This window comes from Microbispora sp. H10885 (assembly GCF_014161415.1).
Classification (GTDB): Bacteria; Actinomycetota; Actinomycetes; order Streptosporangiales; family Streptosporangiaceae; genus Microbispora; species Microbispora triticiradicis.
This window is the reverse complement of the sequence record NZ_JABBWY010000008.1, coordinates 209,267-222,941: the sequence shown is the minus strand read 5'-3', so window position 1 is coordinate 222,941 and position 13,675 is coordinate 209,267. Positions and strand designations below refer to the sequence as shown.

The following is a 13,675-nucleotide window of genomic DNA, read 5'->3' as shown; positions in this document are numbered from 1 at the left end:
CGCACCCCGGCCGTTCGCGATCCCCGCGGCCTGCAGTTCCCCACCCATGGTTCGACTACGAGAAGGAAGACCCGATGAGCACCAAGTGGCTCGACACCCGTCAGAAGGTCGTCGCCTACGCCCGCAAACTCCAAGCCGAGCGCTTGGTCTACTCCACCGCGGGCAACATCAGCGTCCGCGTCCCCGGAGAGCCCGGGCTGCTCGCGGTGACACCGACCTCCACCCAGTACGACTTCCTGGAGCCGGAGGACATCGCCATCATCGACCTTGACGGCAACGTCGTCGACGGCCGGCGCGCCCCGACGTCCGAGACGCCGATGCACACCCTCATCTGCAGGCGCCGCCCCGAAGTCGGTGCGATCGTGCACACCCACGGCAAGGCCGTCATGACGATGGCGAACCTGGGCTGGACCCTCCCGCCGATCCTCACCGGCCTGGTCGAGGCCACCGGTGGCCCGGTTTACACCTCCCCCTACTCTCAGCCCGAGACCGACCAGATGGCCGACTTCACCGCCGAGGCGCTGGAGGACCGCGGCGCGACGTTCATGCGCTTCCACGGGCTCATCGCCATCGGCGCGGACCTCGAGCACGCGTTCCACACCGCCTCGGTCGTGGAGGGCGCGTGCGAGGTGTTCCTGACCATCAAGCAGTTGGGCGTCGACGTCGAGGAGCTGCCGCAGGAGCAGGTCGACTGGATCGCCTCGTACTGGCGCGCCCAGTTCCCCGGTGCGCCCGAGCCGCTGCCGGCTCCCGAGCCCAAGCCCTATCCGGGTCTCGTGCGATGACGTACCTCATCGGCGCGGACGTCGGGTCGTCCGCGCTCAAGGCGGCCCTCGTGCACCCTGAGCAGGGCGTCGTGGCGATCTCCGAGCAGACCTACCCGATGCACCGCCCTCACCCGGACTGGGCGGAGAACGACGCCGACGACTGGTACCGGGCGCTGGCTCGCGCGATCCCCCAGGTCCTGTCGTCCGCCGGTGTCAGCGCGCGGGAAGTGAGCGCGCTGTGCCTGGTGGGGCAGCGTGACATCGCCGTTCTCCTGGACGAGGCCGGGCGGGTGCTGGCTCCGGTGATCCACTGGACCGACCGCCGCGACCCCGAGGAGACCTCGGCGCTGTACGACGGCCTGGGACGCGAAGTCCTGATCGAGCGTTCGGGCACTCTGCCGATTCCCGGACTGGTGCTGGCGAACCTGACGTGGACCCGGCGGCACCAGCCGGAGGTCTGGCGCCGGGTCCGTCACGCGTTGCAGCCGAAGGACTACCTGGCCTACCGGCTCATCGACGACGTCGGGACCGACCCGACGGGTCCGACCCGGTCGGTTCTCAACGACTGGCGGACGGGGACGTGGAGTCCTGAGTCGTGCGCCGCCGCCGGGATCCCGCGCGAGATCCTGCCCGACGTGCGCTACGCCCCGTGGGAGCCGCGCGGCGAGCTGGGCGGCGCCGCACACGAGATCGGGCTCCTCCCCGGAACGTTGCTCGTCGCCGGCGGGGGCGACGACCCGGCGGCCGCGCTCGGGTCCGGTGTGATCGACCCGGGCGACGTGTCGATCGGCACCGGCAGCTCGATGAGCTGGCGTGCCGTGGACTCCCGGCCGCGATTCGACCCGACGGGCATCGTCGGGCTGATGCCGCACGTGGTGCCGGACCGGTACCTGCACGAGATGGTCGCCGTCGGCTCAGGCACCACCCTGCGGTGGCTGCGCTCGACCTTCGGCGGAGCGCTGGACTACGCCGAGCTCATCGCCGGCACCCGCGAGATCGCGCGGGGCAGCGACGGGCTGCTGTGCTTCCCCTACGTGGAGGGAGCCACCGTTCCCGTCCAGGACGACCAGGTGCGCGCCGCCTACCACGGCATCTCCGGTCACCACCGGCTGCCGCATTTCGTACGAGCGACGCTCGAGGGCATCGCCTATCAGTACCCGGCGCTGCTGGACGTGCTGCGCGAGCGTGGCCTGCGGGTGGACACCATGACCATCTCCGACGGCGAAGCGCGATCGAGCGACTGGAACCAGATCAAGGCCGACGTGCTGGACCAGCCGCTGGTCCCCGCGCTGCGGGTCGAGGCGCCGTCGATCGGCGCCGCGATCCTGGCCGGCCTGGGAACCGGTGCGTTCTCCTCGGCGCGCCAGGGGGTGGACCAGGTGGTCGAGGTCTCCCCCCGGGTCGAGCCCGCCGTGCAGGGCGCGGATCGGTATCGGGAGCTGCGCCGCCAGTGGGAGGAGGTCCGTGCTGAGGTGTTCCCCCGTTTCAGGCTTCTGGTCTCCTGAGCCGGTCACCTCCCGGTGCGGCGGCGGGCCCTCGTGTACGCCACAGCGTCGCCCGCGTCCTCCGGCCCACCTCTCGCGTCATCTTCTCCCCAGAAAGGCAGTGTCGTGACACTCTCCCTTCCCGCCACTGTGCGGACCCAGGCGTACATCGACGGCGCGTTCGTCGACGCCGGTGACGGTGGCACCTTCGTCTCCGTCGCGCCCTCGACCGGCCGGCCCCTGATCACGGTCGCGTCCTGCACGCCTGACGACGTCGGCAAGGCCGTCGCGGCCGCGCGCGCCGCGTTCGACGCCGGCACCTGGAGCCAGGCGGCGCCCGAGCGGCGCAAGCAGGTCCTGACCCGGCTTGCCGAGCTGATCGAAGCCAACGCGGAAGAACTCGCACAGATCGAGTCGGTCGACGCGGGCAAGCCGATCAGCGAGTGCCGGAAGTTCGACATCCCCGACGTGGTGACGACGCTGCGGTTCTACGCCGAGGCGGTGGACAAGGTCTTCGGCAAGGTGTCCGCCACCGGGCCCGAGCACCTGGGCCTCGTGGTGCGCGAGCCGATCGGCGTCGTGGGCGCGGTCCTCCCTTGGAATTTCCCCGCCGCGATGCTCGCGTGGAAGATCGCTCCCGCCCTGGCCGCGGGCAACTCGGTGGTCGTCAAGCCACCGGAGCTGGCGTCCCTGACGACGCTGCGCATCGCCGAACTGGCCACCGAGGCCGGTCTGCCGAACGGCGTGTTCAACGTCGTCCCCGGCCTGGGGCCCGTGGCGGGCAGGGCCCTCGGCCTGCACCCCGACGTCGACATGGTGACGTTCACCGGGTCCACCGCGGTCGGCCGGCAGTTCCTGCGCTACTCGGCCGACTCCAACCTCAAGGAGATCGTGCTCGAGTGCGGCGGCAAGAGCCCGCAGATCGTCACGGCCGACAACGCCGACCGCATTGAGGAAGTGGCTGCGGATCTGGCCGACGCCGCCTTCTGGAACTCCGGGCAGAACTGCTCGGCCGGCTCCCGGATCCTGGTCGACCACGCCATCAAGGACCGGTTCGTCGCCGCACTCGCCCGTGAAGCGAGGTCGCGTGTCGTCGGGGATCCGACCGACGAGTCCACCCAGCTTGGCCCCCTCATCGAGGAGGCCGCGCTCGAGCGGGTCCTACGCCACATCGAGGGCGCGAAGGCCGACGGGGCGACGATCGTGACCGGCGGCACGCGGCTGCTGACCGAGACGGGCGGCTGGTACGTGGCGCCCACGGTCGTGGACGACGTACGCCCCGACATGGCGGTGGCTCGCGAGGAGATCTTCGGGCCGGTGGTCGCCGTCCTCGGATTCGACACTCTCGAAGAGGCGGTCTCGCTGGCCAACGACTCCGATTACGGGCTTGCCGCCACGGTGTGGTCGCACAATGTGGACACCGCGATCCGCATCGCCAGGGGCGTGCGGGCCGGCACCGTCGCGGTCAACGGCTACTCCGAGGGGAACATCACCACGCCTTTCGGCGGATATCGTACGTCCGGCTTCGGCGGCCGCGACAACGGCATCGAGGCCTTCGAGCAGTACACCGAGCTCAAGACGATCTGGTTCACCATCCGCTGAGCACCGCGCGCAGGCTCCCGTTGAGGGCGTACGAGACCATCCGCCACCTCGACCCGCATCCGCCTCTGACCGGTACGGCACGCCACCCCGGGATCAGGTGGCAGGCGCGGTGCCGCAGCTCGGGCTGGTCGCGAAGATGTGAATTGCTCACTGTTTCCGCCGTCGTCCCTGGCCAAGGATCGAGGCGTGGCAGCGATTCAGGTGAACCACCTCAGCAAGAGCTACGGCGGCTTCCAGGCGGTCGACGACATCTCGTTCGAGGTCGAGACGGGCACGGTCTTCGCCCTGCTCGGCCGCAACGGCGCGGGCAAGACCACGACGATCGAGTTGCTCACCGGCTTCCAGAAGCCGGACGCCGGCTCGGTCAGGGTGCTGGGCCTCGACCCGATCAGGGACCGCGCCCAGGTGCGCGGCAATGTCGGCATCATGCTGCAGGAGGCCGGGTTCTTCCCCGATCTGACGGCCGGGCAGACGGTCGAGATCTGGCGTGACTTCACCCCCGCCGCGCGTCCCGCGAGCGAGGCGCTGGAGCTGGCGGGCCTGACGGCGAAGGCGAAGACGAAGGTGCGGCAGCTGTCCGGCGGTGAGAAACGCCGCCTGGACCTGGCGCTGGCCCTGCTGGGCCGGCCCGACGTGCTGTTCCTGGACGAGCCGACGACCGGCATGGATCCCGAGGCCCGCCGCAACATCTGGGAGGTCGTCCGCGACCTCGCCGCCCGGGGTACGACCGTGCTGCTGACCACCCACTATCTGGAGGAGGCCCAGCAGCTGGCGGCGAACCTGGCCATCATGGACAGGGGTCAGATCGTCGTCGGCGGCGACATGGCCGAGACGCTGGCCGCGCGGGTGGGGCGGGTCTCGTTCGAGCTGCCTTCCGTGATCCAGCCCGGGGAGCTGCCGCTGCCCGCGACCGTGCGGGGCAGGCTCGCCGTTGTCCAGGCCGCCGATCCCGACCTGGCCGCCCAGACGCTGCTGGGCTGGGCCAGCGAACGCGGCCTGCGCCTGCGCGGCCTGGAGGTCCGGACGGCCTCCCTGGAAGACCTGTTCCTGGAACTGGCCCACAACGGCGAAACAGCCCAGAACAGCACGACCACCCGTGACGCCCGTGCGTGACGTGCTGGCCGTGGCGCGGCTGGGCGGGCGGCTGTTCTGGCGCGACGGCCGGGCCGTGGGCGGCGTCGCGGTGCTCGGCGTCTGCCTGGGCGCGGGCCTGCCGCTGCTGATCGCCGCCTCGCTCAGGAGCCGCGACGTGAAGGTGGTGCTCGGCATGCACCTCGGCATGCTCGCCACGCTCCTGACCATCGTCGCGACCACCCAGACGGCCGTGACGCTGTCGGCCAGGCGGGAGTCGCTGGTGCTCAAACGGCTACGCGCCTCGGGCCTGCGCGGGCGGGCCATCGTCAGCGGCGAGCTGGTCAACATGGTGACGCAGGCCGCTCTCCTGTCGGCCCTCGTCTCGGTGATCCTCTACACCTTCACCTACCTGCCGCCACCCGAGCTTCCGCTGCTGTTCGCGGCGTGCGTGGTCGTGGTGGCCGGGGTGCTGGCGCTGATCGGCGTCGTCTTCTCGATCGTGACCCGCCGCCCCGACCTGAACGCCCCCGCCACGATCCCGTTCCTGCTGGCCAGTGCGCTCGGGGCGGGAGCGTACGGGCCTTTCGTCACCGGCCTCCTCCCCGGCTGGGTCCGGTGGGCACTCGACCTGCTGCCGACCGGAGCGATGGTCGAGATCGCCGGGCTCGCCTACAGGGGCGGCGAGCTCGCGACGCTGACCGGGCCCGTCCTGAACCTGACCGTCTGGGCCCTCCTCGCCCTGGTCGCCGTCCGCTTCCTCTTCCGATGGGATCCACGCCGATGAGCCTCACGGCCACCTACAAGCTGAGCGCCCGGCTGTTCTGGCGCGACAAGGGCACGCTGCCCGCCTCCGTGATCACCCCGCTGGGCCTGGCGATCGGGATGCCGACGCTGATGCGCAACGTCACGGCCGGCGGCGTCACGGCCGCGGCGCAGATGTTCGTGGGGACGCTCGCGCTCATCCTGTCGGGGACCGCGTTCCTGAACATCACCGTCGCCCTGACCATGCGCCGCGACCAGCTCCTGCTCAAACGGCTGCGCGCCACCCGGCTCACCGACCGGCAGATCCTCCTCGGCGAGGTCGCGAACACCGTCACGCAGACGGTCATCCTCATGATCGTGTCAGCTGTGGCCGTACACCTCCTGGCCGATGTGCCGCTGCCGAGGAATCCGGTGCTCTTCGCGGTGTTCGCGGTCGCGGGTTCGGCGGTGATGGCGACGCTGGGGGTGGCGTGGACGGCCGCGATCCCGCGCGGGGAGCTCGCGGCGCCCATGACGCTGCCGTTCTTCTTCCTGGCCGGCCTCGCGTCCGGGGCGATGGGCTCGATCGTGGACCTGCTGCCCTCCTGGCTGCACCCGCTCTTCGCCGCCCTGCCCACCAGCGCGGTGGTGGACGCGGTCCGCGCCTCCTACGGGCCGGGCACCTTCGGCTCCGACCTGGCGGCGGCGGCCGTACCGGCTCTGGTCCTGGCGGTGTGGGCGGGGGTCGCGCTGCTCTCGATCAGGAGGTGGTTCCGCTGGGAGACCCGGAAGTCATAATGGGCCGGTCATGAACTCCACCTCCGCGCGACGGCTCGGAACCGCGCTGATCGTCCTGGTCTCCGTCGGTTACACGATCATCCCCCTGGTGGCCTCCCTCGCGACGGCCTCCGCGTCGGTCAACGCCCGGCTGCTCGTGCTGCTGGCCGCTTTCTACTGGCCGCACTTCCTCCACGTACGGCAGGCGTTCACGGGCGGCCGATCCCGATGGCTCCCCGCCACACTGGCGGTGCAGGCGGTCGCCGCCTACCTGCCGGAGGCCCTCGGGTTCACCGGCTGGTCGGCCGGGACCGCGCCGCTCCTGGCCGGGCCGGTGCTCCTGCTGCTCCCGCTGCGCTGGGGCGGCGTCCTGGTGACGACGATGGCGGCGGCGGAGTTCTGGTGGCTCCAGGGGATCTTCCACAATGTGACCGGCTCGTACTTCTACGCCCTCACCATCGTCATCACCGGCGCCATGATCTACGTCGTGGTACGGCTGGTCCGGGTCACCGCCGAACTGGAGCAGGCGCGGGCCGACCTGGCGGAGGCGGCGGTGCTGAAGGAGCGGTTGCGGATCTCCCGTGACCTGCACGACGGGCTGGGCCACAGTCTCACCGCGATCGTGTTGAAGGGCGACCTGGCCGCCCGGCTCATGGACCGCGATCTCCCCGCCGCGAAGACCGAGGTCGGCGCGCTGGTCCAGGTGGCGAGGGAGACCGCGCTTGAGGTGCGTCAGGTGGCTCGCGGCTACCGGCGGATGACGCTCACCGACGAGGTGCACCGAGCCGTGGCGCTGCTGGAGTCGTCCGGAATCGGCTGCCAGGTCAACCTCGCCGAGATGACCCCGTCCCGCGAGCAGGACGAGGCGCTCGCCTGGGCCGTACGCGAGGGTGTCACGAACATCCTGCGGCACAGCCGTGCCACCACCTGTTCGATCACCACCTCGGACCGTGCGGGACGCACCCACCTGGAGATCGTCAACAACGGCCTCGCACCTGATGACGCGCGAACCACCAGGCCTTTCGGTGGCGGGCTGACCGGGCTCGTGGAGCGGGCCGCGCAGACAGGGGGCACGGTCGAGGCCGGGCACACGCCCGAGGGCGGCTTCCGGTTGACGATGGAGGTGCCCGCGTGATCCGCGTCCTCCTGGCCGAGGACATGCACATGATCCGGGCCGCGCTCACCGCCCTGCTGCGCCTGGAGTCCGACCTGGAGGTGGTGGCCGAGGTGACGCGCGGGGACGAGATCGTCCCCGCCGCGCTACGGGTGCGCCCGGACGTGGCCATCGTCGACATCGACCTGCCCGTGCTGGACGGCATCACCGCCGCCGCCCGGCTGCGGGAGGTGCTCCCCTCCTGCCGCATCCTGGTGCTGACCGCGATGGGCCGGCCGGGTCAGGTACGGCGGGCGTTGTCGGCGGGCATCGAGGCGTTCCTGGTCAAGGACGCCCCCGGCGACCGCCTGGCCGACGCGATCAGGCGTACGGCGGCCGGGCTGCGGGTGCTGGACGCGGAGCTGGTGGCCTCGGCGATGGAGTACGGAGAGAGCCCTCTCACCCCACGCGAGGCCACGGTCCTCCGCGAAGCCGCCCGAGGGGCCTCCGCCGAGGAGATCGCCGCCCGGTTGCACCTGTCGGCGGGCACCGTACGCAACTACCTCACCGGCGCGATCACCAAGACCGGCGCCCGCAACAAGATCGACGCCGTCCGCATCGCCGAGGACGCGGGCTGGCTGTGATCCCGACCCCGACCCCGACCGCGATCCCGACCGGGCCGGGAATCACACGGGCTTAGGCAGGTAGGTCGACAGGCACGCTTCGGCCGCGCTCGTCGGCTTGTAGCAGGCCTTCGCGGTGAGGCCGCCGTCGAGATTCCAGCGGGAGAAATAGGCCGCGGTGCCGGTGCAGGTCGACCCGCTCGTGTTCACGTCTCCCACCTTGACGTTGGCAGAGGCGCAACCGGAACCGGTCGCGGTCTTCTCCAGGGTGTTCAGCGTCGACCGGCCGCCGTCGTCGGAGCCGTAGCCGGTGAGCCGCACACCGGGACGCACGAGCGAATACGTGTAGTCCGTCGCCGTGTAGTAGGACCAGCTCGCTCCGGTGCCCGTCGTGCGCACCCCGGCATCGGTCGCCGAACTCGGAATGGCGACGAAAAGTGACTTGTCGGCGTTCGTGGTGCCGGGAATGGTCCGGTAGACCAGCACCAGAAGGCCATCGTCGAAGCTGCCGGATCCGGTGCTGAATGTCTTGTAGGTGCCGTTCCCGCAGGTCGTCTCGTTGACGAGATCGGAACTCACATTGATCGCCCGGATCACCACCCGGGAGCACCGGCCGTCGTCGGCGACGTGCTCGATCGTTCCGTGGAGGTTGCGGGAGCCGCTCTGGTCGCTGCCGAATGCCGTCAGCTTGACGCCCGGCAGCGTCGCGGCGACCTGGAACGCGTCCGACCGGTAGTAGTTCCACGAGGCCGACATGCCGGCTCCATCGGCGGCCTGGGCCGGCGAGGCGGTGAGTAGGGCGCCGGTCACCGCCGCGACCAGCGTCGCGCCGACGGGCACGAGGCTCCGCGACGTGGGACGGAAACGGACGGGACGGAAAATCGTCGACATTATGCCCCTTTTGCGTTGCGTGCGTGCTTCTGGGTGCCTGATGTGCACCCTTCGCGTTCCATGTCAGGATCGCCGCCGCGCGGTGTCCGTAATGGACCACTTCGCCGTCGCATTCCATGGACCAGTAATCGCCGCATCCGGTGATTTGGTGCGCAATAACCACCCATTTTGTTATGCTGTGAGAAGTTAATCGCGGTCAGCCACCGCGGTGAAACCGGCGGCGTCGCACTCGCCGGCCAGTCCACCGCCCTACCACGAACGCAGGATGGTCCCGAGATCAGCGCACCCGCCCCTACAGGAGCGGGACGAGGGCGTCTCCATCCTGGTCGACGCGGCGCGTGCCGTCACTCCTGATACGGGCGGGCGGATATTCGTCGTCGAGGGTCCTCCCGGGATCGGCAAGACGCGGTTGCTGGCCGAGGTGCGCGAGCGGCTGCGTCAGGACGGCCGACCAGTCGCACGGGCCGCGGGTTCGCCGCTGGAACGCGAGTTCGCCTACGGCGTGGCGCGGCAGTTGTTCGAGCCGATGCTGACCGCGGAGGCCGAACTCGGGCGGGGTCCGCTGTTCGCCGGCGCCGCCGCGCAGGCCGCGTCGGTGTTCACCGTCGAGGCGATCCGGCCGGTCGGCGACCTCGCGGTCCTGCACGGGTTGTACTGGCTGGTCGTGAACGCGTGCACGGCGGAACCGCTGACTCTCGTCGTCGACGACGTCCAGTACGCCGACTCGCCCTCTCTGCGGCTGCTGGCCTACCTGCTGCCCCGGCTGGACGGCCTGCCGCTGACCGTGATGCTGGCGCTGACGTCCGGCGCGCCCGTCCCCGACCTGCTGGCCGAGATCCTGCGCACGCCCAGCACCGAGTTCGTACGGCTGCGCCCGCTCGGACCGACCGGCACCGCCGCCGTGCTCGCGACGATGTTCGGCACCCGGCCCGACGACGCCTTCGTCGCCGCCTGTCACGACTCCAGCGGCGGCAACCCGCTCCTGCTGACCGAGCTGGCCCGAGGCTGCGTCGAACAGGGCATCGCACCCACGAGCGGCAACGCCACCCTGCTGGACACGGTGCTCCTGCCGTGCCGGATACGGCCCCACCTGGGAAACATGCCGCAGGACGTCGTCGATGTGGCGCATGCCGTCGCGCTTCTGGGCAACGAAGCGGATCTGCCCGCGATCTCGGCCGTCTCCGGCCTCGGCGTCGAGGCCACCGCGACCGCCGTCGATCGGCTGATCCGGAGCCACGTACTGGTCCGCGCGCCCGCCGGCCGGTTCGGCTACCCGCACCAGCTGTTGCAGCGGTCGGCCTACGAGTACCTGGACACCCCCCGCCGGATACGGGGACACCGGGCGGCGGCGCTGCACCTGGCCGCCACGGGCGCGGAGCCTGAGCGGATCGCCGCCCAGATCCTGCAGGTGCCTCCGGGCGTGGTGCCGGGCGCGGCCGGATACCTGCGGCGGGCCGCGGAGACGGCGCTGTTCCGCGGCTCCCCCGACAGCGCGTACACCTATCTGCGGCGGGCGCTGCCCGAGGCGACCGGCGACGAGGACCGTCAGGTCCTGGTCGACCAGCTCGCCGATGTCGCGCTGCACAGCGACGTCGAGGCCGCCGCGCGCTACGGCGAACAGGCCCTGGCGTCGGCCGTCGAGCCCGCCGCCCGGGCGGTGGCCGGTCTACGGCTCGGGGAGGCGTTGCTGCTCGGCGGCGACACGGAGGCGGCGATACGGGCCTGGCGTGACGCGCGGCAGGCGCTGGGCGAGGCGTCCCCTCCCCACGACGCCGGGCTGCGCCGGCATCTGGACGCGTACCTGGTCAATGTGACCGTGCTGGAACCCGGTCAGCTGCACCTGATCGACGAGGTGGGGCAGGCCGCGGGCGACGACGAGCCGCCGAGCGCCGGCGGGCGGGCGCTGGACTGCGTGCTCGCCCTGCGGGCCGCGTTCGAGGCCCGTCCACAGGCCGCGCCGGCCGCCCGCCGCGGCCTTTCCGACGGGCTGCTGGTGCGCCTCGGCACCGGGGACAGCCCACTCGTGTGCGGCTGGCTGGCACTCCTGGCCGCCGAGGACGACCTGGTCGGCACGAGCATCGACCACGCCCGGCGGGAGGCGTACCGCCGCGGCAGCGTCCGGGCGTACGGGCCGGTGCACGCCTTGGCGGCGCTCCACGAACTGTGGCGCGGCAATCTCGCCGAGGCGGAGCGGGAGGCGCGTACGGCGGTGGAGGCCGTCGAGCGTTCCGGAGTACGGCTCGGCCGGCCCTTCGTCGCCCCGTTCCTGGCCGACATTCTGGCCGAGCGCGGCGACCTGGCCGGCGCGCGGTCCGCGCTTGCCTGGGCCGGTCTGCCGGAGGAGCCGCCGCCTGCCGGTCCCATGTACTTCTACGCCGACACGCGGGCGCGGCTGCTGCGCCGTACGGTGGGCGGTGAGCGGGCGGTGGCCGCGGCGCTGGACGCCGGCCGCCTCTTCGCCCGCTTCGGCGGCGACAACCCCGCGTTCATGCCCTGGCGCACCGAGGCGGCCCGCACCCTGCACCGGCTGGGTCACGGCGACCGGGCGGCGGAGCTCGCGCTGGCCGAGGTGGCCCTGGCCCGCCGCTGGGGCGCGCCCCGGCCGCTGGGCCGCGCGTTGCGGGTCGCCGGCGTCGTGCTCGGCGCACGGGACGGCTTCCCGCTGCTGGCCGAGGCGGTCGACGTGCTCGCCGGATCGCCTGCCCGGCTGGAGTACGCCAAGGCGCTGGTGGACCTGGCCGCGGCGGCGGGCGGGCGAGGTCAGCGCGGCTGGGCGCGCGAACTGCTCGACGACGCCGCCGAGCTCGCGGCCCAGTGCGACTGTCCCCCGTTGCGCGAGCGCGTGGACGCCATGTCGGGGGCGGCCGGGTCCCGGACCGCCTCGGCCGGGCCCGGCGCCACCGCGCTGACCTCAACAGAGCGCCGGGTCGCCGAGCTGGCAGCCACAGGCTTGTCCAATCGCGAGATCGCCGAGACTCTGTTCGTCACTCCCAAGACCGTCGAGCTGCATCTGACCAACACCTATCGCAAGCTGCGCATCGGCGGCCGGGTCGAGCTGGTCCACGCGCTGGACCGCGTTGCGGCGGGGACCGCCAGACCGCCGCGGACCCGCCGATGACCGGGGCCTCGGCGCGCCGGGAGTGAGCTCGGTGTCGCCGCCGCCGTGCGGGCGGCGTCCGGACGCGGGCCGTGCCGGACGCGGGTGCGCGGGCACGCCGTCGGCGCCCCGGCCGGCCCGTGCCCGGGTCAGGCCGGCCAGCACCGTGCGGACGGCCAGCAGGCCGTGGTGCAGTTCCTCGTCGGTCAGGTGGCCGAAACCGAGGACGATTCCGTCGGGATCGTCCCCCGCCCGGACCTGGTACAGGTCCGACAGACGGCCCACGGTCACACCGCGGCCCGCGAGTTCGGTCACCACGGGATCGACGGTCTGGCGGGGCAACAGCAGTGCCGCACTGGCACCGCGGGGGCCGAGAACCAGCCGCGCGGGTCGTCCGACGGGTGCCAGCGCGGCACGTACCTCCTCGCGCCGCCGGACGTGGAGCCGCGACGCGCGCCTGACGTGCTGGGCGATCGTCCTGTCACCGAGCAGCCGGGCGAACGCCGCCTGCGCCGTCCCGCCGAGCCGCCCGTCGTCACCGCCCGCGACCCGTGCGACCAGCGGCACCAGTGGACGCGGCAGCACCAGGTACGCCAACCCGGGTGGGGCGAGGCCGTCGCCCAGCGTCCCCGCGAGGACCACCCGCCCGCTCGCCAGGTCGAGCAGCGACGGAAGCGGCCTGTCCCCTGCTCCGGTCTGCTCCGTGCAGATGTCCACCAGATATCCGCCCGTCCGCTGCGCCCACGCGGCGAGCATCCGCCGGCGGGGCTGCGACAGCACCGCGCCGAACGGATGGTTGCCCTCGGCGAACACGACGGCGGCGCGTACCCCGTCCGCCCCGTCCAGCAGGTCCACCCGTGCGCCCTCCGTGTCGACCGGCAGCGCGTGGGTCGTCCATCCGGCCTGCCGGGCGGCCCACACGGGATATTCCGGCGCCGGCTGCTCGACGGCCACCGCCGCCGCTCCGGCCTCCCGCTGCCCGATCAGCTGTCCGATCGCCTCGAACAGGAACCAGCAGGCCTGCCGCAGCCCGACGGCCACCACCACGTCACGGGCCTCGACACGGAGCCCGCGGGTCCGGTGCAGGTGCTCGGCGACGGCCTCGCGGAGGGCGGCCGACCCCAGCGGAGCCGCCTCTCCGTTCGGCGGCAGGTAGCTGGCCTGGCGCCAGGCGGACCGCCAGGCGGCCAGCGGGAAGGCGCCGGGCGCGGCGGCTCGGGGTGTGAAGTCCGCCACGACCGGCCGGACGGGCGGCGAGGGGATGCTCCGGCGATACGGTGACGGCTCGCCCGTGACGTACGTGCCCGAGCGGGGCCGTCCCTCGACGAAGCCACGGGCGAGCAGCAGCTCGTAGGCCGACACCACCACCCCGCGGGACACCCCGAGCAGCAGGGCCATCGCCCGGGTGGACGGGAGCCGCGTCCCGGCGGGCAGGAGGCCGGCGCGGATCGCCTCGGCCAGTTGCTCCATGAGCTGCTGCGGCAGGTGTCCACGCGAATCGCGACGAATGTCGAGGTAAGCGGCGA

Annotated in this window: 10 protein-coding genes and 1 pseudogene; 9 read left to right on the top strand and 2 right to left on the bottom strand. The window is 72.2% G+C overall.

Annotation, left to right across the window (positions count from 1 at the left end):
- The first annotated feature begins 74 nt into the window (after nucleotides 1-74).
- From HHX37_RS22370 to HHX37_RS22335, 8 genes are all read left to right on the top strand, one after another.
- A complete protein-coding gene (locus HHX37_RS22370; protein WP_182886626.1) occupies nucleotides 75-785 on the top strand; it encodes a class II aldolase/adducin family protein in 711 nt (236 codons plus the stop codon).
- On the top strand, nucleotides 782-2,272 hold the full coding sequence (locus HHX37_RS22365; RefSeq protein WP_182886625.1) for a xylulokinase: 1,491 nt from the start codon (nucleotides 782-784) through the stop codon (nucleotides 2,270-2,272). Before HHX37_RS22370 ends, HHX37_RS22365 begins: the two co-directional genes overlap by 4 nt.
- 105 nt (nucleotides 2,273-2,377) lie before the next feature.
- Entirely contained in the window at nucleotides 2,378-3,853 is a 1,476-nt protein-coding gene (locus HHX37_RS22360) for an aldehyde dehydrogenase (protein WP_182886624.1), read from the top strand.
- Nucleotides 3,854-4,039: 186 nt separating this feature from the next.
- On the top strand, nucleotides 4,040-4,966 hold the full coding sequence (locus HHX37_RS22355) for an ABC transporter ATP-binding protein (protein ID WP_182886623.1): 927 nt from the start codon (nucleotides 4,040-4,042) through the stop codon (nucleotides 4,964-4,966).
- Entirely contained in the window at nucleotides 4,950-5,711 is a 762-nt protein-coding gene (locus HHX37_RS22350) for an ABC transporter permease (protein ID WP_182886622.1), read from the top strand. Before HHX37_RS22355 ends, HHX37_RS22350 begins: the two co-directional genes overlap by 17 nt.
- A complete protein-coding gene (locus tag HHX37_RS22345; RefSeq protein ID WP_182886621.1) occupies nucleotides 5,708-6,466 on the top strand; it encodes an ABC transporter permease in 759 nt (252 codons plus the stop codon). Before HHX37_RS22350 ends, HHX37_RS22345 begins: the two co-directional genes overlap by 4 nt.
- A 10-nt stretch (nucleotides 6,467-6,476) precedes the next feature.
- Nucleotides 6,477-7,580 carry a sensor histidine kinase gene (locus tag HHX37_RS22340; protein WP_182886620.1) on the top strand — a complete coding sequence of 368 codons (1,104 nt, stop codon included), beginning with the start codon at nucleotides 6,477-6,479 and terminating at the stop codon, nucleotides 7,578-7,580.
- Nucleotides 7,577-8,182: a response regulator transcription factor gene (locus tag HHX37_RS22335; RefSeq protein ID WP_111701440.1), complete on the top strand. Its 606-nt coding sequence runs from the start codon at nucleotides 7,577-7,579 to the stop codon at nucleotides 8,180-8,182. Before HHX37_RS22340 ends, HHX37_RS22335 begins: the two co-directional genes overlap by 4 nt.
- A 42-nt stretch (nucleotides 8,183-8,224) precedes the next feature.
- On the opposite strand, the gene HHX37_RS22330 is transcribed toward HHX37_RS22335, so the two are convergent.
- The gene (locus tag HHX37_RS22330) at nucleotides 8,225-9,001 is read right to left on the bottom strand and encodes a hypothetical protein (protein ID WP_182886619.1); all 777 of its coding nucleotides are present in this window, start codon (nucleotides 8,999-9,001) and stop codon (nucleotides 8,225-8,227) included.
- 316 nt (nucleotides 9,002-9,317) lie between these two features.
- On the opposite strand from HHX37_RS22330, the gene HHX37_RS37845 reads away from it, so the two are divergent.
- Nucleotides 9,318-12,170 (top strand): ATP-binding protein, encoded by a 2,853-nt coding sequence (locus HHX37_RS37845; RefSeq protein WP_182886618.1) that lies wholly within the window; start codon nucleotides 9,318-9,320, stop codon nucleotides 12,168-12,170.
- Nucleotides 12,171-13,454: 1,284 nt separating this feature from the next.
- Here the strand turns inward: HHX37_RS37845 and HHX37_RS36955 are convergent.
- Nucleotides 13,455-13,619: pseudogene (locus HHX37_RS36955) on the bottom strand (GntR family transcriptional regulator); the annotation flags it as partial.
- Between the last annotated feature and the right edge of the window lie 56 nt (nucleotides 13,620-13,675).

What these genes read in the sequence shown, in the direction of transcription:
- HHX37_RS22345 (WP_182886621.1), top strand. Translation starts at nt 5,708, where the DNA reads ATGAGCCTCACGGCCACCTACAAGCTGAGCGCCCGGCTGTTCTGGCGC.
- HHX37_RS22370 (WP_182886626.1), top strand. Translation starts at nt 75, where the DNA reads ATGAGCACCAAGTGGCTCGACACCCGTCAGAAGGTCGTCGCCTACGCC.
- HHX37_RS22365 (WP_182886625.1), top strand. Translation starts at nt 782, where the DNA reads ATGACGTACCTCATCGGCGCGGACGTCGGGTCGTCCGCGCTCAAGGCG.
- HHX37_RS22340 (WP_182886620.1), top strand. Translation starts at nt 6,477, where the DNA reads ATGAACTCCACCTCCGCGCGACGGCTCGGAACCGCGCTGATCGTCCTG.
- HHX37_RS37845 (WP_182886618.1), top strand. Translation starts at nt 9,318, where the DNA reads ATGGTCCCGAGATCAGCGCACCCGCCCCTACAGGAGCGGGACGAGGGC.